At 58.7% G+C, this 20,557-nt stretch carries 16 protein-coding genes; 6 read left to right on the forward strand and 10 right to left on the reverse strand.

The genetic code is table 11. The annotated features are described in order from the left end of the window. The first annotated feature begins 124 nt into the window (after positions 1–124). Entirely contained in the window at positions 125–871 is a 747-nt protein-coding gene (locus JS530_RS08250) for a Fic/DOC family protein (protein WP_240541163.1), read from the forward strand. A 3-nt stretch (positions 872–874) separates the two neighbouring features. Here the strand turns inward: JS530_RS08250 and miaA are convergent, their stop codons facing one another. Together miaA and miaB are read right to left on the reverse strand one after the other, a co-directional pair. Further along, positions 875–1,861 (reverse strand): tRNA (adenosine(37)-N6)-dimethylallyltransferase MiaA, encoded by a 987-nt coding sequence (gene miaA / locus JS530_RS08255; protein ID WP_214376703.1) that lies wholly within the window; start codon positions 1,859–1,861, stop codon positions 875–877. Positions 1,862–1,872: 11 nt separating this feature from the next. Next, on the reverse strand, positions 1,873–3,327 hold the full coding sequence (gene miaB, locus JS530_RS08260) for a tRNA (N6-isopentenyl adenosine(37)-C2)-methylthiotransferase MiaB (protein WP_214376704.1): 1,455 nt from the start codon (positions 3,325–3,327) through the stop codon (positions 1,873–1,875). 73 nt (positions 3,328–3,400) lie between these two features. On the opposite strand from miaB, the gene JS530_RS08265 reads away from it, so the two are divergent. After that, on the forward strand, positions 3,401–4,201 hold the full coding sequence (locus JS530_RS08265) for a GTP pyrophosphokinase (RefSeq protein WP_214376705.1): 801 nt from the start codon (positions 3,401–3,403) through the stop codon (positions 4,199–4,201). Positions 4,202–4,209: 8 nt separating this feature from the next. Here JS530_RS08265 and JS530_RS08270 read toward each other — a convergent pair whose 3' ends face one another. The 3 genes from JS530_RS08270 to JS530_RS08280 all read right to left on the reverse strand — a co-directional run bounded on the left by JS530_RS08270 (position 4,210) and on the right by JS530_RS08280 (position 7,068). Continuing rightward, positions 4,210–5,187 carry a DMT family transporter gene (locus tag JS530_RS08270; RefSeq protein WP_214376742.1) on the reverse strand — a complete coding sequence of 326 codons (978 nt, stop codon included), beginning with the start codon at positions 5,185–5,187 and terminating at the stop codon, positions 4,210–4,212. A gap of 134 nt (positions 5,188–5,321) precedes the next feature. Then, entirely contained in the window at positions 5,322–6,281 is a 960-nt protein-coding gene (locus JS530_RS08275) for a Bax inhibitor-1/YccA family protein (RefSeq protein WP_214376706.1), read from the reverse strand. A 142-nt stretch (positions 6,282–6,423) separates the two neighbouring features. Then, positions 6,424–7,068 carry an Ltp family lipoprotein gene (locus JS530_RS08280; protein ID WP_214376707.1) on the reverse strand — a complete coding sequence of 215 codons (645 nt, stop codon included), beginning with the start codon at positions 7,066–7,068 and terminating at the stop codon, positions 6,424–6,426. A gap of 345 nt (positions 7,069–7,413) precedes the next feature. Between JS530_RS08280 and JS530_RS08285 the strand changes: the two genes are divergently transcribed. Genes JS530_RS08285 through JS530_RS08300 form a run of 4 tightly spaced genes read left to right on the forward strand, consistent with a single transcriptional unit; the run spans position 7,414 to position 12,284 of the window. Further along, entirely contained in the window at positions 7,414–8,640 is a 1,227-nt protein-coding gene (locus JS530_RS08285; RefSeq protein ID WP_214376743.1) for a sensor histidine kinase, read from the forward strand. Position 8,641: 1 nt separating this feature from the next. Then, complete coding sequence (locus JS530_RS08290) at positions 8,642–9,391, forward strand: response regulator transcription factor (protein ID WP_214376708.1); 750 nt, start codon at positions 8,642–8,644, stop codon at positions 9,389–9,391. A gap of 48 nt (positions 9,392–9,439) precedes the next feature. Then, complete coding sequence (locus tag JS530_RS08295) at positions 9,440–10,120, forward strand: GNAT family N-acetyltransferase (RefSeq protein ID WP_214376744.1); 681 nt, start codon at positions 9,440–9,442, stop codon at positions 10,118–10,120. A gap of 55 nt (positions 10,121–10,175) precedes the next feature. Next, positions 10,176–12,284 carry a GmrSD restriction endonuclease domain-containing protein gene (locus JS530_RS08300; protein WP_214376745.1) on the forward strand — a complete coding sequence of 703 codons (2,109 nt, stop codon included), beginning with the start codon at positions 10,176–10,178 and terminating at the stop codon, positions 12,282–12,284. A 149-nt stretch (positions 12,285–12,433) separates the two neighbouring features. Here JS530_RS08300 and acnA read toward each other — a convergent pair whose 3' ends face one another. The 5 genes from acnA to JS530_RS08325 form a co-directional block, all read right to left on the reverse strand. Next, entirely contained in the window at positions 12,434–15,139 is a 2,706-nt protein-coding gene (gene acnA / locus JS530_RS08305; protein WP_214376709.1) for an aconitate hydratase AcnA, read from the reverse strand. A 118-nt stretch (positions 15,140–15,257) separates the two neighbouring features. Continuing rightward, complete coding sequence (locus tag JS530_RS08310) at positions 15,258–17,765, reverse strand: HAD-IC family P-type ATPase (RefSeq protein ID WP_214376710.1); 2,508 nt, start codon at positions 17,763–17,765, stop codon at positions 15,258–15,260. Positions 17,766–17,816: 51 nt separating this feature from the next. After that, positions 17,817–18,509 carry a type 1 periplasmic-binding domain-containing protein gene (locus JS530_RS08315; protein ID WP_214376711.1) on the reverse strand — a complete coding sequence of 231 codons (693 nt, stop codon included), beginning with the start codon at positions 18,507–18,509 and terminating at the stop codon, positions 17,817–17,819. A gap of 22 nt (positions 18,510–18,531) precedes the next feature. Further along, entirely contained in the window at positions 18,532–19,788 is a 1,257-nt protein-coding gene (locus JS530_RS08320; RefSeq protein WP_214376712.1) for a class I SAM-dependent RNA methyltransferase, read from the reverse strand. Then, positions 19,778–20,491, reverse strand: coding sequence for a DUF3159 domain-containing protein (locus tag JS530_RS08325; protein WP_214376713.1), 714 nt, complete (start codon positions 20,489–20,491; stop codon positions 19,778–19,780). Before JS530_RS08325 ends, JS530_RS08320 begins: the two co-directional genes overlap by 11 nt. Positions 20,492–20,557 lie beyond the last annotated feature (66 nt).

The raw sequence follows: 20,557 nt of genomic DNA on the forward strand, positions 1-20,557 counted from the left end.
TTCTACATGCACGGGGGTTCATGACCACATTCGACACGATTCATGGCTTATCATGGGTTGCATGACACCCGCAGAGCGTGCGAGCGCAGTCGCATTTGCACTCAGGAACTGCGCACTGGAGGCCATGACGCCGGGCGAGGCAACGATGCGAGCCGCGGCGGCTTACGAGCAGGGCAGCCAGGATGTGAGCCATTTAATCGACGTGGCCGATGAGCAGACCGCCATGCGCATCAACGCGGCCGGCCCAACCGGCGAGAATCGGCTTTCGGACGGTTCTTTGGACGATCATGCCACGGACCGTGCGGACGCGGTGTTCGCGCGCACGGTGCTGTTGGCGGAGCGTCGATGGAATCCTTCCGGTGACTTGGATGAGTTGGTGGCGATCCACCGTGGTCTGTTCGAGGGCGTGTTCGATGATGCCGGCAAGCTGCGCACGTCCAACACCACGCGCGAGGTGACCAATGACCGGGCGCGTGCGAATAATCCGGAGGCGTTCTTCCCGGCGGCGCTGATTGAAACCGGTGCGCATAACATTGCGATGGAGCTTGCGGATAACCGGAACCTGCATGCGTTGGACAGGGATGTGTTCATCCGTAAGTTCGCCACGATCTATGACGAACTCGGTTATCTGCATCCGTTCCGCGGCGGCAATGCGATGGTGCTGCGCATGTTCGGCTCTCGGCTCGCCCATGATGCCGGCTGGGATTTGGATTGGGGCGTGGTGACGCGTGAAGCGTATCGCGCGGCCAAGCATACGGCGTATCGCGGGGATATCACCGCGTTCGAGCGCATGTTCGAAGCGATGCTGCGCCCGGCGAATCCAACGCGCGTGTTCCTGATTGCCGGATGGAATCAGGGGCCAGCTCACTGATTGTTATGCGGCGATGTCGCCGAGGTGGTGTTGAACGTAGGCGTCGGCTTGAGCGTCGATGGGATCGTAGTCGCCGGCGTCCGCGTGCGCGATGATGGCCATCGCATTGTCCACCAGCTTCGGATTCAACGCCTGCAGCCAATGGATGCGCGGATCGCGGCCGAACCAGCCCATTTGCTTGCGGGCAAGACGCTTGGTTTTCTGCGCGATATCGGCGAACGTGTCATATTCATCCCAAATGCCATCAAGCAGATCGATGATCTGCTGGTAGCCGAGCGCTCGTACCGCCGTGGCGCCAAGCCGCGGACGTAGACGCTCCACCTCTTCCACGAAACCGTTGGTCATCATCTGCTTGGTGCGCAGATCAATGCGATGATCCAAATCCTCACGGCTTAGATCCAAACCGATCTGCACCGAAGGAATCACATACCGGTAGCGCGGCAGACTGGCCGAATACGGCCGGCCGGTCAGTTCGATAACCTCCAACGCGCGGATGGTGCGACGTGGATTATGCGGATCCATGCGGGCCGCCGCTTCGGGATCCTTGGCTTTAAGCTCCTCGAAGAGGGCTCCGGCACCCTCGGTTTTCTCCCGCTCCTCGTACTTCTTGCGAATCTCGGGGTCGGTGCCGGGGAAGGAAATATCGTCGATGGCCGCACGCGCATACAGGCCGGAACCGCCAACGAGAATCGGGCGGATGCCACGGGACTGCAGGTCGGCGATGGTTTGGCGAGCCAATTCCTGGAAGCGAGCCACGCTCATCGACTCCTCTGGGTCGATGATGTCGATCAGATGATGCGGTACGGCCGCCTGCTCTTCGGCAGTCGGCTTCGCGGTACCGATATCCATGCCACGGTACATCTGGTAGGCATCGGCGTTGACGATTTCGGCTCGCTCGCCTTGCTCGGCCAAACGCTTGGCGATGGCGATGCCGAGGCCGGTTTTGCCGGAGGCTGTTGGTCCGACGATGGATACGACTCGTTGAGCCATGAGCACTTCCTTCAGTGACGAACGGAATAGGTTTGACCAGCGGCGATATCCGGGTCGGCGAGCAGGTTGTGGCGACCGGCATGCGTCACGGTCACGGTCACGAAATCACCGACCTCCGGCACCGGTTGGCCTTCCGGCACACCGATATGCACCAGCACGCCGGTCTTCTCGCGGCCGGAGACACGATGCGTATCCGAATCCTTCTTACCGAGTTTGCCGGTGATCATCACCTCAACATCCCTGCCCACGAAGCTTTCCATGTTCTCCTGCGTGATTTCCTCCTGCAGGGCCACCAACCGGTCGAAACGCTCCTGCACCACGTCACGGGGAATCTGCTCCATCGAAGCGGCCGGAGTACCGGGGCGCGGCGAATAGATGAACATGAACGCGGTGGAGAATCGGGCTTTGCGCACCACGTCCAGCGTGGCTTGGAAGTCCTCTTCGGTCTCGCCAGGGAAACCGACGATGATATCGGTGGAAATCTGCGCATCCGGCATGGCGGCACGGATACGGCCCAGAATGTCCAGGAATTTGGCGGAACGGTAGGAGCGTCGCATGGCGCGCAGAATACGGTCGGAGCCGGATTGCAGCGGGAAATGCAGCTGGTGCATGATATTCGGCGTTTCCGCCATTGCAGCGATTACATCATCGGTGAATGCTGCCGGATGAGGCGATGTGAATCGTACACGTTCCAAGCCCTCGATCTCACCGCAAGCGCGCAGCAGTTTGCTGAACGCGTACCGGTCACCGATGCCATAGCCGTAGGAGTTCACGTTCTGGCCAAGCAGCGTGACCTCCTTGGCGCCATCGGCCACGCATTTGCGAATCTCAGCCAATACATCGCCTGGACGGCGATCCTTCTCCTTGCCGCGCGTGGTGGGCACAATGCAGAACGTGCAGGTGTTGTTGCAGCCCACGGAAATAGCCACCCATGAGCTTACGCGGGAGGCGCGCGCAGCCGGCAGCTGGCTTGGGAATTCCTGCAGCTGATCGCTGACACGCACCTGAGGCTTGTCAGTCAAGCGATTCTGGTCAAGCAGTTTCGGCAGATCCTCAATATTCTTGGTGCCGAACACGGCGGCCACCCACGGCTTACGCTTGGCGATGCGTTCGCGGTCAAGCTGGGCCATGCAACCGCCCACCGCGATCTGCAGGTTCGGACGCTGCAGTTTGATGCGGTTGAACAGGCCGATAGTGCCATACATGCGCTCGGCAGCGTTCTCACGCACCGCACAAGTATTGAGCACGATCACATCGAAATCATGAGCATCGATCTGCTCCTGCGTGGCCGGCACATAGCCATCGGCCTCCAATACACCGGCGATGCGTTCGGAATCGTGCACGTTCATCTGGCATCCCAGCGTATGGATATGAAATACGCCCTTGCCTCGCTCCCCGAGCAGGCTGTCAGTTCCATCGGCTGCAATCGAGGCGCGCTCCACCTCGGTCATCATGTCTTCATTCATAAATTGCGATTCTAACTGCCGGGTTCGTCATGGGGCGCGATGTACCGATAAAGCCATCTACAAGCGCTGAACGATGAAGCATTTTAGAAGATTCTCCGACTCCGCCCAGTTTCATCAAAAAGGTCCGAGTATATTAATTGGCGTGATACTCGACCGACATAATCGACTCAACACCGCAGACCTCAACGCCCGTTTGAAGATGCTGGACCTGCCGGAAGGCCGGTTCAGCGCCGACGAAATCACCGAATTCATCGATCAGATGCAGGTGTATGAGGGCGCGATGTATGAGATCAGCACCAAACTGGAGATTCTCGACGATGAGTTCCAGGTGAGATTCAGCCACGATCCGATTCACCATATGGAGCGCCGTTTGAAATCGGTGAATTCCATTATCGGCAAGCTTGAGCGCAAGGGTCTGCCCATCAGCGTGAATTCCATCAAGGATAACCTGTTCGATGTGGCAGGCATTCGCGTGATCTGCAACTATCGCGACGACGTGTACTCCGTGTCGAACTATCTCTCCTCCCAGTCGGATATCCAAGTGCTGCGCGTCAAGGACTACATCAAGAATCCGAAACAGAACGGCTACCGTTCCCTGCATGTGATCTACGCGGTGCCGGTGTTCCTTTCATCCGGCGCGCATTACACGCCGGTCGAAGTGCAGTTCCGCACCATCGCCATGGATTACTGGGCGTCGCTGGAGCATGCGCTGCGCTATAAAACCGATCTGCCGGATGCCAAGCTCAACGAACATTCGCAGACATTGTTGGATTGCTCGCGCAGTCTGCAGAACATCGAAGTGCAGATGCAGAACATCCATCGTGACATCAACGGCGCTCCCCAAGTCGGCGAAGCACCGAAGACCACGGACTGAGCACAGAACTAATCCTTGCGCAGAAACTTCGGGAGCTTTGCCGGCGCCTGCGCCAGTAGGGTGCCGAAGAAGATCAGCGCACAGCCAAGGTAGCCGCGCGGCGTCATCACCTCGCCAAGGAAGATCGCGCCGCCGACTGCCGAGAAGAACGATTCCAGACTCATCAGCAGGCTGGCCCGGGTGGGCGGCACCCACTGCTGTCCCACTACCTGCAACGTATAGGCGATGCCCACCGAACCAATGCCGGCGTACACAATCGGCATCCACGAGTGCATGGCCCCGGACCAATCCACTGAGCCTTCCACCATCGAGCCCGCCCAGCTCAGCACCGCAGTCGTGCAGAACTGTCCGAATGACAGCACAATCGCATCGACTTTTGCCCCCAATTCATCAATCACCAATATATGCGCGGCGAACAGAGCCGCGGTGAACACCAACAGGATATCCGCGAGCCCAATGGAGCCGAAACCATCGGTGATGCAGAGCAGATAAAAACCAATGATGGACATCGCCACGGCCACGAACACCGGCAGACCGATGCGACGGCGCAGGAACACGAACGCCAGCAGAGGCACCATCACAATGTAGAGGGCGGTGAGGAAGCCCGCGCGACCGGCGGACTTGCCATAGAGGATGCCGTATTGCTGCAACGTGCTGGCGGTGAACAGGATGATGCCGCACAGCACGGAAACGACTACAGGATTCGCAAGCAGCGACTGCCAGAAAGGCATCGTGCTTTGCTGGCTACGAGTAACATCCGACACAGTTGCATGGGATTCTGCGTCGACAGCTTCCCCGGCATCACTCCCCTGCCGATTGCCATGGGCCTTCCGGCCACGCTGCCAAAGCAGAATCGGCACCAAAGAGCATGCCCCGAGCGTGAATCGGCAGGCGTTGAAGAATAACGGAGACATGGAATCCATGCCCTGCACCTGCGCCACGAACGCGAATCCCCAAATCAATGCGGTCAGCACGAGGGCGAGCATGCCCATGATTTCTTGTCTCTTCACGGTGAGCCAGCCTAATGCGCAAGCATGACGGGCATGAAAAAGCCCGGCCACAATGTGGTCGGGCTCAATGTTCAGCTGCGTTGTTCAGCTGCGTTCAATGGTGCGAGCTATCAATCCCTGCTGCCAAACAGCTGCAGGATGTACAGGAACATGTTTACGAAGTCCAGATACAGGTTCAGCGCGCACAGGATGGAAACCTTCTTGATCATCTCCGGGCCCTGCGCCTCATATGCGGCGAACAGCGCACGCGTGGACTGGGCGTCGTAAATGGTCATGCCGGCAAACAGAATCAAGCCGATGGCGCATACGATCTGCGTCATGCCGTCCACTTGCAGGAACATCAGAACAACCTGCGAGATGATGAGCACGATCAGACCGACCATCAAGATTGGACCGGCCTTGAGCATGTTGAACTTGGTGGTCATGCCGAACATGGTCAGCGCGAAGAAGAAGGCTGCGGTGATGCCGAGTGCGATGCCGATCGAACCGAGATCGTAGACCATGAAGATGGAGCTTAAGGTGAAGCCCATCAACGCGGCGTACACGTAGAACATCACGCGTGCGGCAGTGGTGCTCATCTTCATCACACGCATGCCGAGAATGATGGCGAGCGCCACTTGCGCCACGCATAGGCCAATCAAACCGATTGAACCGGTGGCGATGAGGAAGCTGTAGTAGGCGCCGGTGATCTGACCGAGAACGGCCACCACTGCGGTGACGATCAGGCCGATGGTCATTTCGCCGTAGGCGCGGGTCACGGAGACGCGCTGCGCCTGCTCGACGTTGTAGGTCATCGTGGTGTTGATGGCGGCGGTGCCGGCACCTGCGCCCTGCGGCTGCGCGTACTGGTAGGCGGTTTGCGCCTGCTGCGGAGCCTGCTGGGCGTATTGGAAGTTCTGGTTCTGGACGTATGGCTGCTGCGCGTACGGCTGCTGGCCGTAGTTCTGCTGGTTGTATCCGTTCTGCATGTACTGCTGACCGTATCCACCCTGCTGGGCGGCGTTATAGTCCGGAGTATTGTATTGCGGGTTGTATTGCCCGTTGTTCTGGGGCTGCTGACCGAATGTCATGATCGCTCCTTTGTTGCGTTCCACCACCTATCCTAGTGGAATCAACCTGAATGTTCCATGAATTTGCTTGGCCGGCAGCGAAACGGCGGGTAGACAGTCACCGTATGACCGCCTATCCGCCGCTGTTTCATCAACTGATTAATCAATCATTGAGGTGTTCAATCGCGTAATTGGCCTCTTCTGGAGTGAATTTCTCGCCAGCCTGGCTGGTCAGTTGATCACGGATGGCTTCAGGAGACATGGCCATGGTCTCCTGATAGCTCTTAGCTTTGGCCAGTGCATTCGCATTCCAATCCGTTTTCACGTTATCCACTGCATACTGAGCTGCTTCAGCTGAGAACTTGCCTCCATACTCACTGGTCAACTGGTCATACACCCCGGCTTTCGACATGTGCATTGTGTTCGCATATGTATCAGCCTGTCGCAATGCCGACTTGTAATCCGCAGGCACATCGGGCTCTTCGCTGTTCTTTTTCTGTTCAGTATCGGATTGATTTGATTGCTCTGACTTATTACTGTTAGTCTCGCTCTGCTGAGCAGTTGACGAGGATTGTGTATTGCTTGCTGCGTTACCGCTTGTGTTGGCTCCTTGCCCAGCGATGGCAAACACGGCAAGAACAATAATGACCCAGAACCACCATTTCTTCCATACAGGTTTCTTGTTCTGCTGAGGCTGGTTCGGCTGAGGCTGGTTCGGCTGCATAACCGGATTCGGGTAGACGACTGGCTGCTGCGGCTGCGATGGCTGCTGCGGCACCGGCTGCGGTGCGACATTGTTATTGGTCATGATTCCTTCTTTCTCTTCGCTCTCGGCTGCCCAGTCATCTTGGCTGCCCAGCCCTCAAGCGGATACGTTGCTCTGACTCTTTGAACGCTACCGGCGATCGTTTGCCGCCGTCAGTGGACCAATGGGCATATTTTTCTGCCCATTCGGGCAATGCTGTTTCGTGTCCGCTGCCCTAACGTCCAGTGGCGCAAAACGTGGGCGAGCCATACAGTGGAGGCCATGACACAACCACAGTTCGCACAACGCGCCGCTTCGGCAGGTAAGCCTGAAAGCAACTCGGATGGCCGTATGCCTTCCCAAGCCGACGACGTGCCAGTGCGTACCCGCGTATGGTGCACGGTGGTTATGGTGCCGCTGGCGAGTCTGATGTGTTTGATTCAGACATCATTTTTCGCACTGAACTTCGATCAGGACTCCCCCGGCTATCTCTTCGTGATTCTTTGCATACTGACTGCGATCCCCGCCGGCTTCCTGCTGCTGGCACGCTCCGAATACCCGGAAGTGACGTTCTGGCTCGCCTGCATTCTGGTGGCGCTGCTGCCCTTTGATTCATTATTGAGTTCGATGGCCATGTGCTCGCTGTTGGCACGCCGTGCTGATCGCAGGACCAGCATCCGAACCTGCATAGTGGGCACCGCAGTGGCGGTATGGTCGCAACTACGCGATGCTTTGCAGCCGGCTGACGGCTCGCTCTGGCATCTCATCTTCGCCAAACCGTATACCGGAGGCGGTTCCGGCAAGCCCATCGTGATGCTGGTTGAGGAGCCGACGATCATCATCACGGCAATCATTACGGCGCTGGTTTCTGCCGCCATCGCCATACTGGTGGGGTTGCATATCCGTTCACGCGCACGACTGCGTACGGCGAACGCCGTGGCGAGCGCCGCCACCAGCCATGCGCAAAGCTTGGCGAACGATCTGAACAATCAGCAATTGGCGGATGCGATTGCAGCCGAAGCGCATGATACGCTCGCGCATTCCTTGTCGCTGCTGGCGTTGAACGCGAGCGCGCTGCAAGCCGAGGCGGCACGGCTTGGCGACTCCCCCGAAGCACAGGCGCTGTCCAAAAAAGCCGAGGATATTCGCAAACAGTCGGCCGGCGCGCTGGATGAAGCGCACGCCATTATTGATATGCTGCGCGACCCGCAGAAGGCGTGGGAGCAGTTGGCTCCTTCCGATGAGACTGCATTGACGCGTGAATCATTGGATGCCCTGATTGCCGATACGCGCAATTCCGGCATGACAATCAACACATGGATTGATATTCAGCAGTTGAGTGCGTTGGATGAGTCCATTGGCAAGGTCGCGTTCCGTGCTCTGCAGGAAAGCCTGACCAATGCGCTCAGGCATGCGCCCGGCGCCCCTGTTTCCGTTGAGCTCACCGCCGCGCCGCAATCCGGCGTGCATATGCATGTGAGCAATCCCCTGACCGATGCGGCTGCGGATGGCCGAGCCGGCGCGGGATTGCCGGGGTTGACGGCTCGTGTTGAGGCGGCAGGTGGACAATGCCGTTATGGTGTGGATGATCGCCGCTTGTTCCATGTTGATGTGTTGCTGCCGTGGCGTAGCTAATATGGCTATCGTGAATGCAGACCAGAACAGCGTAGTGCCCGAGGGCGGCGATCCGACCATATCAACGTCCGGCATTGGCAGTGACGCGCCTATCAAGGTCAGCATCATCGACGACGATCCCATGATCTGCCAAGCCATGAGCCTGATTCTCAACGATTATTCCCAAGGGCAGATCACCGTCATCTCCACCGCCAACGATGGCGCATCCTGCGTGCAACAAGCCGCCGCAGAGCACCCGGATGTGGTGTTGATGGATATCGCGATGCCCGGCATGGACGGTATCGAAGCGACCCGCCAGTTGCGCCACCTCTCCCCTGCGCCGCATGTGCTGATGTTGACATCGCTCAGCCCCTCCGGCACCGTGGAGCGTGCAGTGGAGGCGGGCGCGGAAGGTTTCGTGTCGAAAACCGATGCACCGAATGCCATCATTCAGCGGATTATCGCGGTGTGCACCGGGGCTCCGCAGTTCAATATCGCCAGTCAGAAGCAGCTCATCGACGATCTGAGCGCTTCACAGCCGCACGCCCGCCGTGATGAGGCGCGCAAGCTGTTGGAGACGCTGCCCGAACGCGAGCGCGAGGCCGTACTGTTGGCGGCTGAAGGCTACACGAACGCGGAAATCGCCGCTCGCATGTTCATTTCGGAGCGCACCGCCAAGGCACATCTCTCCTCGGCCGCGGACAAGCTCAACATGGGGCGCGTGCAAATGGCACGGCTGGTGGAGCGCGCTGATTTGCCGGCTCGACTGTAATCGCGCACGACCAAGGAAACCCATAATAGGTAAGGCATAATGGAACGCATGAATGAAACCGTGACTATACGCCCGTTGCAGCGTGACGACTATCCTGCGCTTATCGATCTGGTGCGCCGCACTTGGTACGACGAATTCGATGAGCATACCGGGCTGATTGCAGCCGAAGCCGATTGGGAGAACTGTCTGGCGCGCACCACCAACGCCTATACCGCTGTGCTGGACGGCAAGCCGGTGGCATTGATCCTCGGCCGCGTCGACACGCGCGATGCGCGCGGCAAGTGGAACCGACATAAGCGCAATTATGTGCGTGGCCTGCTCCGTTTGCTGCCGGTCAAGGAAGGTATCACAGCGATTCATGAAATCGTCGGAATCCTCGCCATCGATCATGAACTGACCCGTAAAGCCCACGCAGCCGGGCATGATTATGCGGCTGAAGTCGTGTTGTTCGTACTTGACCCCGAAGCGCGCGGCTTGGGGCTCGGCAAGCGCATGTTCCGTAAACTCATCGCTGATTTCCGTGATGCCGGGTTGAAGCATTACTTCCTCTACACCGACACCACCTGCAATGTTGGCTTCTATGAGCACACCGGTTTGCAGCAGATCGCAGCCATCAGTCTGCCAGCCTCGCGCGTACACAAGGAAAGTATGTCCTTCTACCTGTATGAGGGCACGATCAAGCGAACCGATGATGGCATCAACGGCTCTCAGCAAACACTGGTAGGCTGAACACCGATGGCGACCGGTTGCCAACCGGTTTACGAAGGGGCGAGAGGGGTGCATGATGGCAATTAACGCAAAGGAACTGCCGCTGGGAAGGGTGTTCACACCGGATTATCGGTTCACGATCCCCTCCTTCCAACGCGCTTACATTTGGAAGCCGGAGAATATTCTGCAACTGGTCAGTGATTTGAAGGACGCGTCCAAATCACCGCATATCCCGTATTTTCTTGGCTCGCTGATTCTGGTGAGCAAAGGCAACAGCCAATACGATGTGATCGACGGCCAGCAACGGTTGGTGTCCCTGTCCATCATCATCGCCGTGTTGCGTGATCTGGAGCAGGATCCGGATCTGATGCGCCAGCTTGATGCGCTCTTGGTGGAGCCGGGCGACAAGCTGCGCGGTATTGTCAACGAACCACGATTGACGTTGCGGGAGCGGGATGCGGCGTTCTTCCGCGAACATGTGCAGGAAGACAATCTCGAATCCGTGTTCGACATGGATAATGATTACCTGGCCACCGCCGCGCAACGCAATATGGTGAACAACATTCGCAAGGTGTATGACGAAATCTCCGTGTGGAGCACGGCAGTACGCCAGCAGTTCGCCCAATATCTGGTCAATCAAGTGACCTTGGTCATCGTCACCACGAACGATCTCGACGGCGCGCATCGCATTTTCGATGTGATGAACATGCGTGGCCTGCCGCTCACACCATCCGATGTGTTCAAGGCGCGCGCGACCTCAGGATTAAGCGACGCGGAACTTGACGTCTACACCGCACGTTGGGATGACATCATCGACCCGATCGGCGACGATCCGCATGACAGCGAGGAGTTCTTCTCCTACCTGTATCTGATTCTCGCCCATCAGCCTGATACCGATAGGCTGATTGAGGATTTCCTGAACAACGTGCTCAAACCGTATATCAGCAACGGTACGGTGCCCGCGTTCATCAACACGGTGCTCGCCCCGTATGCGATGGCTTGGCAGATCATCAGCAGGCCGAGCGAAACGATTCTGCCGGATGAAGTACGGCATCGGCTGGAAAACCTCAACGATTACCGCAATCATGAGTGGAAGCCGGTGGCCATGTGGGCACTGGTCAATTCGTATCGCCAGCTTGGCAATCCCGATTATTCGCCGTTCGTGCAGCGTGCTTCCCGTGCCGTGAAATCCTCGGCGACGCTCGCATCGTTGGAGCCTCATGACGAACGCCGTTTGCTGGAGATTCTCTCGGCTCTTGAACGGGTGACCGGTATTCGCACGCTGATCAGAACCGATGCCATTGACCGCAGAGGATACGCAAATGCAGCGATTCGCGACCTCGACAAGGGCTATCTGGTGGAACGTAGCAATGGGCTGAAAATCAGCGACGACGATCGGGAGAACACCATCGTTCGTCTGCATGGAGAAATGCAATCCGATGCTGCTCTCGTACGGTTGTTGCTGTTGCGTGCCAATGAGCAGAAAGCGGGAGCCCATCTTGAACGGCCTCGCCGTTTCAGCGCGCTGCCCATCATGCCGCTCGATATTGAACGCTCGCAATCATTCGCCGATTGGACACCCGAGCAGCATGATTACTGGCTGTACCGGTTGGGCAACATGGCGTTGGTGCAAGGCCAGGAAAACCAGTTGGATAAATACGTGGAGTTCCCGGCCCGTCGTGATGCGATGCTTCTGAGGCCGAATTCCCGTCGTTTCCCGTTGACGAGTGAGCTGAAGGATTTCAACGATTGCACGCCCACTCTGCTGGAGAAACGACAGGAGGAGACGATTCGGCTCATCGTGGAATATTGGGGTATTCGCTACGACCGCAATCACCATGATCTGACTGCTCAACCCATTGAGGATCTTTCGCAAGCCGCCGCAGTGCAGTCCACACGGAGTTCCAAACGCGTGACCATCCGTCAGGTGATTCAAGCGGGACTGCTGATTCCAGGTGAGCGCTTGGTATGGGAACGTCCGCGAAAGGGCGAACGCTGGTATGCCACGGTTACCGAAAACGGGCGGATGCGGTTGGATGATGGTTCCGAATATCCGACGCCGACCGCTGCGGCCCGTGCCGCCGCCGGCGGGCGACGCAGTGGCGGCTTGGACGTGTGGAAGCGTACGTCCGATGGCATGAAGCTCAGTGAGATCTGGAAGCAATGCCGTTTGCAGGCGCACTGATGAATCACACAGTGGATCCACTACAGATCGCACTGCAGATTGCACTGTGCGCGTCACACAACACAGTGGACGATAACGAATAGGGCTGGTATCCCATCCGGAATACCAGCCCTATTCGTTTGGCTGCTGCACTACTGAGCGCTATCTCATTACTTCATGAGGTTGCGCAGCACGTACTGGAGAATACCGCCGTTACGGTAGTAGTCCGCCTCACCGGGGGTATCGATACGCACCACGGCGTCGAATTCGGTCGTGGAGCCGTCGGCGTGCGTGGCAGTGACGTGCACGGTCTTCGGCGTCTTACCGGAGTTCAGCTCCTCCACCCCATCGATGTCGTAGGTTTCCGTACCGTTCAATCCCAGCGTCTCATAGGATTCGCCTTCGGGGAACTGCAACGGCAGCACACCCATGCCAATCAAATTGCTGCGGTGGATGCGTTCGAAGCTTTCGGTGATCACGGCTTTGACACCGAGCATCAACGTGCCCTTGGCCGCCCAATCACGGGAGGAACCGGTACCGTATTCCTTGCCGGCGAGCACCACAAGCGGCGTACCAGCGGCCTTGTAGTTAAGCGAGGCGTCGAAAATCGTGGACGGCTTGCCGGTGGTGAAATCATAGGTGAAGCCGCCGGGAGTGACTTCCTCGCCCATGGAGGCGAGCAGCTGGTTGCGCAAACGGATGTTGCCGAACGTGCCGCGCACCATGACCTCGTGGTTGCCTCGACGGGAACCGTAGGAGTTGAAGTTCTTCGGTGCCACGCCATGTTCGGTCAAATACTTGCCTGCCGGGCTGGAGGCCTTGAACGCGCCTGCCGGAGAGATGTGGTCGGTGGTCACGGAGTCGCCGAGCAGGGCGAGCACGCGGGCGCCGTGAATGTCCTTGACCGGATCCGGCTGGGCTTTCATACCGTCGAAGAAGGTCTGCTTGCGCACATAGGTGGAGTTCTCATCCCACTGGAACAGTTCACCTTCCGGCACATCCAGCCCCTTCCAACGGCGGTCGCCGTCGAACACGGAGGCGTAATCCTTAAGGAACATTTCACGGCTGACCGTGCCGTCCACCACGGCTGCGACTTCCGCGTTCGTGGGCCAGATGTCCTTCAAGTACACGTCGTTGCCATCCTTGTCCTTACCGAGCGGCTGGGTGGCGAAGTCGAAGTCCATCGTGCCGGCGAGCGCGTAGGCGATGACGAGCGGCGGGGATGCCAGATAGTTCATCTTGACGTCCGGGCTGATACGGCCTTCGAAGTTGCGGTTACCGGAGAGCACGGCGGTGACGGTCAGGTCGTTTTCGTTGATGGCCTTGGAGATTTCCGGCAGCAGCGGACCGGAGTTGCCGATGCAGGTGGCGCAGCCGAAGCCGACCAGCTGATAGCCCAATGCGTCGAGATCGTCCTGCAGACCGGCGGCCTTCAAATAGTCGGCCACCACCTGAGAGCCCGGTGCCAGCGAGGTCTTGACCCACGGCTTCGGCTTCAGACCCAGTGCGTGCGCATTGCGGGCGATAAGACCGGCGGCAATCATCACGGATGGGTTGGAGGTGTTGGTGCAGGAGGTGATGGATGCGATGGCCACATCACCATTGGTCAGGTCGAAGTCGCCACGGAAGTCGGTGGAGACGGCGACCGGCTCCTTGACTGTCTTCTCGGTTTCGTAAGCCGGCAGGGTCTTTTCGAACATGCTCTTGGATTCGGAGAGCAGAATGCGATCCTGCGGGCGCTTCGGACCGGCGATGGACGGCTTGACGGTGGAAAGGTCGAGCTCCTCGTACTCGGAGTACTGCGGTTCCACATAATCCGGGTCGGAGGCGTCGCCCCACAGCTTGTTAGCCTTGGCATAGGCTTCGACCAACGCCACCTGCTCGTCGGAGCGACCGGTGAGCTTCAGGTAGTCAAGCGTGACCTGATCGATTGGGAAGATGCCGCAGGTGGAGCCGAATTCAGGTCCCATGTTGCCGATGGTGGCACGGTTGGCGAGCGGCACGGAGGCGATGCCTTCGCCGTAGAATTCCACGAACTTGCCGACCACGCCATGTTTGCGCAGCATGTCGGTGATGGTCAGCACCACGTCGGTGGCGGTGACGCCTTCCGGAATCGAACCGGTGAGCTTGAAGCCCACTACGCGCGGCACGAGCATGGAAATCGGCTGGCCGAGCATGGCGGCTTCGGCTTCGATGCCGCCCACGCCCCAACCGAGCACACCGAGACCGTTTTCGGTGGTGGTGTGCGAATCGGTGCCCACGCAGGAGTCGAGGTAGGCGAGCTGGCGGCCATCATTCAGTCCGGAGTCCTTGCTCATCACCACTTTGGCCAGGTATTCGATGTTGACCTGGTGGATGATGCCGGTTCCCGGCGGCACTACACGGAAGTTCTTGAACGCCTGCTGGCCCCAGCGCAGGAACTGGTAGCGTTCGCCGTTGCGCTGGTATTCGATGTCCATGTTCTGCTGCACGGCGTCGGCGATGCCATACTTATCGATCTGCACGGAGTGGTCGATGACCATATCAGATTGGACTTGCGGGTTAATGACCTCAGGGTCACCACCCAAATCCTTGACGGCATCACGCATTGTGGCAAGATCCACGATGCAGGGCACGCCGGTGAAGTCCTGCATGATCACACGCGACGGGGTGAACTGGATCTCATGGCTGGGCTGGGCTGCCGGATCCCAGTTCAGCAAGGTCTTGACATGTTCATCGGTGATGTTCGCACCATCGATGTTACGCACCAGGTTTTCGACGAGTACCTTCAACGAATAGGGCAGGTGATCGATACCGTCAAGATTGGCGATGTTGTAGTAATCGAAGTCCTTGCCGGCGGCTTTGAGCGTCGCCAGTTGATCGTCACGTAAGGACATATTGCCTCCGAAATCATGTATCGGCTTGTAATGCCGCTGATTATCCCCTTCAAATGGTACGGGTACGTTACTTTACCTCTGGCGTGTCGGCTTGAAACGTGAGACAATATGCGCTTTTTTATATGGCGAAACCGTGCCGGCGCAGTATTGTGGCCGTGGCATGGCCTGCAAGCGGCACCAGCCATAGGCACAATGCGAAGATCACCGCAGCACCCACCAGCGCAATCACCGTAGCCAGCAACGTAGTGCCGGTGGGAATCATCAAAGCGAAGAACTTCGCAACGAATGGAATGAACAATCCAATCACACCAGCGGCGGCGAACACGGCGACCAATCCCCCACGCCAACTGTTGAGCGGCCGTGCCACGCGAGCCAAAACGAACACGCCCATCAAAAACAGGATAATGGCGCTGGTGGCACGCAGGGACGCCAGATCGGCGGCATTGTTCGCCACATCCCAACCCATCACCCTCGGCAGCGTCCAAGCGGCCAGCAACACCGACAATGCCGTGGCGATGCCACCGGGCAACGCGAATTTCACCACGCGTTTGAGGAATCCGGGAATATAGCGGCGGGTGTTCGGCGCCAAGGCCAGCACGAACGCCGGCATACCGATGGTGAGCGCACCAATATACGTGATGTGGCGCGGCAGATACGGATATGGGATCTGCGTCAATACCACACCCAGCGAGATCAGCGCGGAGTACACGGTTTTCACCAGGAACAGGCTGGCCACACGTTCCATGTTGGCCATCACTTGGCGGCCTCGCGCCACCACGTCAGGCAGATGCGAGAATTTGGAATCGACGAGCACCACTTGCGCCACGGCTTTGGTGGCCGAGGCCGCATTGCCCATCGCAATGCCCAGATCCGCCTCTTTGATGGCGAGCGCGTCGTTCACACCGTCACCGGTCATGGCCACCACATGGCCTTGGGCGTGCAGCGCCTCAACAATCGCCTTCTTCTGATTCGGCAGCACTCGACCCAGCACATCAACGTTTTCCAATACGCGGGCCAGTTCGTCCACGTCTTCGGGCAGTTTGCACGCATCCATCGCCACTGGTGCTCGTTCCCCGGTGAGTTTCACCTTGCGGGCTATGGCGCCGACGGTCACCGGATTATCACCGGAGATCACGCGGCAGCGTACACCTTGTTCGCGGAACCATGCGAGCGTCTGTTCGGCGTCAGCGCGCACCTGTTCGGCGCACAATACCAACGCAACCGGCTGGGCATGCGCGTCCAGCCGCGGACTGTCCGCAACCTTGGTTCCTTGCGATGAAAGCGCTGTCGGCGCAGCCGACTGGGGGAGAGACCTCGCGACCAGCAGCACGCGATTGCCTTCGTTGGCGTATTCGTTGACTTGCCGCAGCACATCCGCATAATCCCCGTCGAGCGCCGAAAGAATCACCTCTGGCGCACCCATGGTCCACACACCATCCGGTTTGACTACCGCGCTCCACTTGCGCGCCGAAGAGAACGGCACACGCGCGCTAACGTGCCCCGGCGCATAGTCCTGTGCCTGCAATCCCACAAGCACAGCCTTGCCGGTGCCGTTGGGCTGCTCCTCATTGCAGCAGTCGAATAACGCCTGCGTCGCTTCCCTCTCAGCATTCGCACCAGCCGCGGTATCGAGCATAATCAGCCGGTTGAAGGCGATGCCACCATCGGTGATCGTGCCGGTTTTATCAAGGTTCAATGCGTCCACGCGTGCGAGCGTTTCCACGGACTCCAGCTCCTGCACCAGCGTGTTATGCCGGGCGAGCCGCATTGCCGCCACAGCGAAGTTCAAGGAGGTCAGCAGCACCAGACCTTCAGGAATCATGCCCACCACGCCGGCCACCGCGGAGACCACGGCCCCGCGCCATTCTCCGGTGGCGATGGCGTGATTCAAGCCGCCGACCGTGTGAATCTGCGAGAGGATCAGCAGTGCGCATAACGGCACCACGAGGAAGGTCATGAATTTCAGGATCGTATTGATGCCCTTATTCAGGTCGGACACGGTTTTCTTGTACACCTTGGCCTGCGCGGTCAACGTGGCCGCATACGAGTGCGCACCCACGGCGGTGACGCGAACCAATGCCATGCCGGAAACCGCGGTGGAACCGGAGTAGACCTGCTCCCCCGCTTGGTGTCGTACAGTGCGCGATTCGCCGGTCAGCATCGATTCGTCAAGCTCGAGTCCCCAGGTTTGTACGATCTGACCATCCGCCGGCACCTGTTCGCCGGAGCGGATCCACAGCAGATCGTCGAGCACAATACCGTTATGCGGCACGCCGACATCCTTGCCGTTGCGACGAACCAGATAATCCGAGGCCACGAGAATGGAAAGCTTATCCAGTGTGCGTTTGGCCTTGAGTTCGGTGATGATGCCGATGCCGGTGTTGATGATGATGACGAAGCCGAACACCGAATCCTTCCATGACCCGGTGAGCAGCACCATCACCATGGCGGCGAAGATGATGCCGTTGAACAGTGTGAACACGTTGGCGCGGATAATGTCGGCAACCGATCTGGAAGTGGAGGTTTTCACCGCGTTCGATTTGCCGGAATCCAGCCGTTCCTGAACCTGCTGGCTATTCAATCCGGCTGCCGTGATGTGGGGCATCGTGTCCGTTGTTGCGCTCATGACGTCCAGCCTACCGCGTGTGCTGCCGTGCACGGTTCAGCGCTGAACATATTACCGTGAGGATACGGTGGATACCGCGATGGTGCGCTCATGCGGCTCATCACGGATGATGGTCATCGCCGCGTCCGCGATACGGGTGGCGTTGGCATCCCGATCATTGACGGTGAGGGTCGCGGCATACAGCAGATCATCGTCCGGCAGTCCGCGCGGATTCAGCAAGGCGACCGGGATGCCGGCCTCCCGCGCATCGGTCAATGTCTGATTCCAGGATTCGCGATTGGCATCCGTCACATTAATGCCGCTGATCAGCAGCAAACTCACCGGTCGGGTGAGGAAGTCCTCGACCGCATGCTGTGCGGTGGTATCCTCGGCACGCTGTTTGGCGGATTGTTGCGTTGATTGATTATTGGATTGATCAGCTGATTGATCTGCTGATTGCGCAGCGCCGTCACTGTTCTGATCGGTGTTCGGTGAGGATTCGCTAGTGGTTTCCGTGGTGCCGAGCGACGCATAGTGGACACTGATGCCCGCATCGGCAAGCGCGTCGATGGCAAGCTTGTCCGCCGCGGAATCCTCGGAGCCGACCAGACCGATCGACATGTCGGAAATATGAATGGAATCATGGGAGATGCTCGACGGCTTGTCTTGCGTATCGCCCACCGCATGGCCTACGGGAGTGCAAGCGGTGAGCGAAAGCAGGGCGGTCAGGCATAATGCGATGGCGCCGATGATTCGTTGGTTCATGATTCGCATCATAGCGGCAGTATCAGCGGGTGAACAGTGCCACGGTTTCCACGTGGTGGGTCATCGGGTAGATGTCGAACGCGCGAATATCCGTAAGCTGATAGCCTTCGGCAGTCAAGGTGGCCGTATCGCGGGCCAACGATGTTGGGTCGCAGGCGATGTACACCACGTTGGCGGCACCGGATGCTGCGATCTGACGGCAGACCTTGGCCTTGGCCCCTGCGCGCGGCGGATCAAGCACCACCACATCCGGTTTGGCCAGATTAGCGGGCACGTGGTTCAGCGTGCGCGACACATCGCCGGTTCGGGCATCCACGTTCGTGAGATTCATGGCTCTCAGATTGCGCTGCGCGTTCTTCACGGCAACTGGCGCGCCCTCAACGCTGAACATATGCGTACGCTCGCCGGTCAGGCTGGCCAGAGGCAGGGTGAACAGGCCGGAGCCGGAATACAAATCCCAGATCACCGGATCAGGTTTGCCCTGTAATTGATTATTGACCAGACCGATCACATGTGTGGTCAATGCCATCGGCGCCATACGATGCATCTGCCAGAAGCCGCCGGCATCAACATGGTAGGTGAACATGGTGCCGTTAACCGACACCTGTTCGGTGAGCAGCTGGGTTCCGGAACGCAGCTCGCCGTCGACCAGCACCGCGTAATCATTAGGCAATGCTTGCTCGCCGCGAGGTTCGGGAACCGAAAGCCTGATTTGCGAGCCGGGCTCGAATCCGCCATCCCAGATGTGCTCGCGCTCGGCAACGTCCAACAGTGTGCGGCTGGCCAATGGCATGGTGTCAATGGCCACACGATGATGCGTGCCACGTCGACGCATGGAGGGGCGGCCTTGTTCATCGACAATCATCTCGATGCGGGTACGCCAATGGAGCCCGCCAAGCTCCTCATCGCCGGCGATACGTTCCACCGGAACTGCGACATCCACATGACCGAGCCGGCTCATCTGCTCGGACACGGTGATGGCCTTCCAGCGAATCTGGCCGGGCAGCGATACATGCACGAGGTCGGCGCCGCCTACTCCCCCGCCCATGGCCAGCGGGCCGGCCAATGGCCATGCCGGAGCGACGCGATCGGGTGACGGTTCGAGCACTTCCACCACTTCGCCGGTCCAGAAACGATCGTCACGGTCATGCGGTTCGTCAAGCTCGATGCGCAGCAATTCGCCGGGCAAGGCGAAGCGCACGAATACCACGCGGCCATCGATATGGGCCACGCAGCGGCCTTGATCGGCGTATCGCTCGATGCGGACCTCAGCTTGCATCGTTGTTGTTGTCCTTTCTGGCAAGGGCCTTATGCCGGTGCATAGGAGTGGCAATGATCAAATAGCTTACCCAAATCGCCAATGCCCAGAACGGAATGCCCATGAGCAGACGAGTAACCCCCAAAGCCGCCACATGATTGGTAACGTACAGCGGCACCTGCACCAGCAGACGCAGCACGAACAAACCAGTCCACAAACCGGTGATAATCATGTACGCGCGCTTCAGCGACTTATCGTTCATCCAATCGGCAAACCATGCCTTGAACTGCTCGGTAGGCAGGCTGCGAATGAATTCCACCACCAAGCCGAGTCCAGGCACGCGGGCAATCAGGGAAACCGTCAACAGTACGGCATAGGCGGCATTGGTGATGAAACCGAAGATGTAATAATTGCGCGCCTCATGGGTTTGCCATGCCCAGACCAGGCAGATGCCGACCGCAATCAGACCGGAAACCGCACCCATCACCGACTGCCGTTGAATCAGTCGTACAAGAACCTGCACAATGGCCAATACTGCGGATACGGCGATGGTGAGGTTCAGGTTGCTCGTGGCCACGAACAGTACGACGAACACCACGCCGGGCAGCATGGATTCCACGACGCCGCGCGGGCCGCCGATGGCATCAATGACGGAGAAATCCCCCGCATCATTATTGCCGGCGTCGGCCAGCGCGGATAAACCAGTGCGCTTCTTATCTGCCAAGTCTCTTTCCTCTGTTGCCTCGGTTACCTCTGTTGTCTGAAGTCTCTCCCTCCGTCAGGCTTCGCC

It is taken from the genome of Bifidobacterium colobi, from assembly GCF_018555455.1.
In the GTDB taxonomy this organism is placed as follows: domain Bacteria; phylum Actinomycetota; class Actinomycetes; order Actinomycetales; family Bifidobacteriaceae; genus Bifidobacterium; species Bifidobacterium colobi.

Coding starts and splice junctions, on each gene's coding strand:
- JS530_RS08285 (WP_214376743.1), top strand. CDS start 7,414: ATGGTGCCGCTGGCGAGTCTGATGTGTTTGATTCAGACATCATTTTTC.
- JS530_RS08265 (WP_214376705.1), top strand. CDS start 3,401: ATGAAGCATTTTAGAAGATTCTCCGACTCCGCCCAGTTTCATCAAAAA.
- JS530_RS08315 (WP_214376711.1), bottom strand. CDS start 18,509: ATGAACCAACGAATCATCGGCGCCATCGCATTATGCCTGACCGCCCTG.
- JS530_RS08290 (WP_214376708.1), top strand. CDS start 8,642: ATGGCTATCGTGAATGCAGACCAGAACAGCGTAGTGCCCGAGGGCGGC.
- JS530_RS08320 (WP_214376712.1), bottom strand. CDS start 19,788: ATGCAAGCTGAGGTCCGCATCGAGCGATACGCCGATCAAGGCCGCTGC.
- miaB (WP_214376704.1), bottom strand. CDS start 3,327: ATGAATGAAGACATGATGACCGAGGTGGAGCGCGCCTCGATTGCAGCC.
- miaA (WP_214376703.1), bottom strand. CDS start 1,861: ATGGCTCAACGAGTCGTATCCATCGTCGGACCAACAGCCTCCGGCAAA.
- JS530_RS08250 (WP_240541163.1), top strand. CDS start 125: ATGACGCCGGGCGAGGCAACGATGCGAGCCGCGGCGGCTTACGAGCAG.
- JS530_RS08270 (WP_214376742.1), bottom strand. CDS start 5,187: ATGCTCGCCCTCGTGCTGACCGCATTGATTTGGGGATTCGCGTTCGTG.
- JS530_RS08300 (WP_214376745.1), top strand. CDS start 10,176: ATGGCAATTAACGCAAAGGAACTGCCGCTGGGAAGGGTGTTCACACCG.
- JS530_RS08280 (WP_214376707.1), bottom strand. CDS start 7,068: ATGACCAATAACAATGTCGCACCGCAGCCGGTGCCGCAGCAGCCATCG.
- JS530_RS08310 (WP_214376710.1), bottom strand. CDS start 17,765: ATGAGCGCAACAACGGACACGATGCCCCACATCACGGCAGCCGGATTG.
- acnA (WP_214376709.1), bottom strand. CDS start 15,139: ATGTCCTTACGTGACGATCAACTGGCGACGCTCAAAGCCGCCGGCAAG.
- JS530_RS08295 (WP_214376744.1), top strand. CDS start 9,440: ATGAATGAAACCGTGACTATACGCCCGTTGCAGCGTGACGACTATCCT.
- JS530_RS08275 (WP_214376706.1), bottom strand. CDS start 6,281: ATGACATTCGGTCAGCAGCCCCAGAACAACGGGCAATACAACCCGCAA.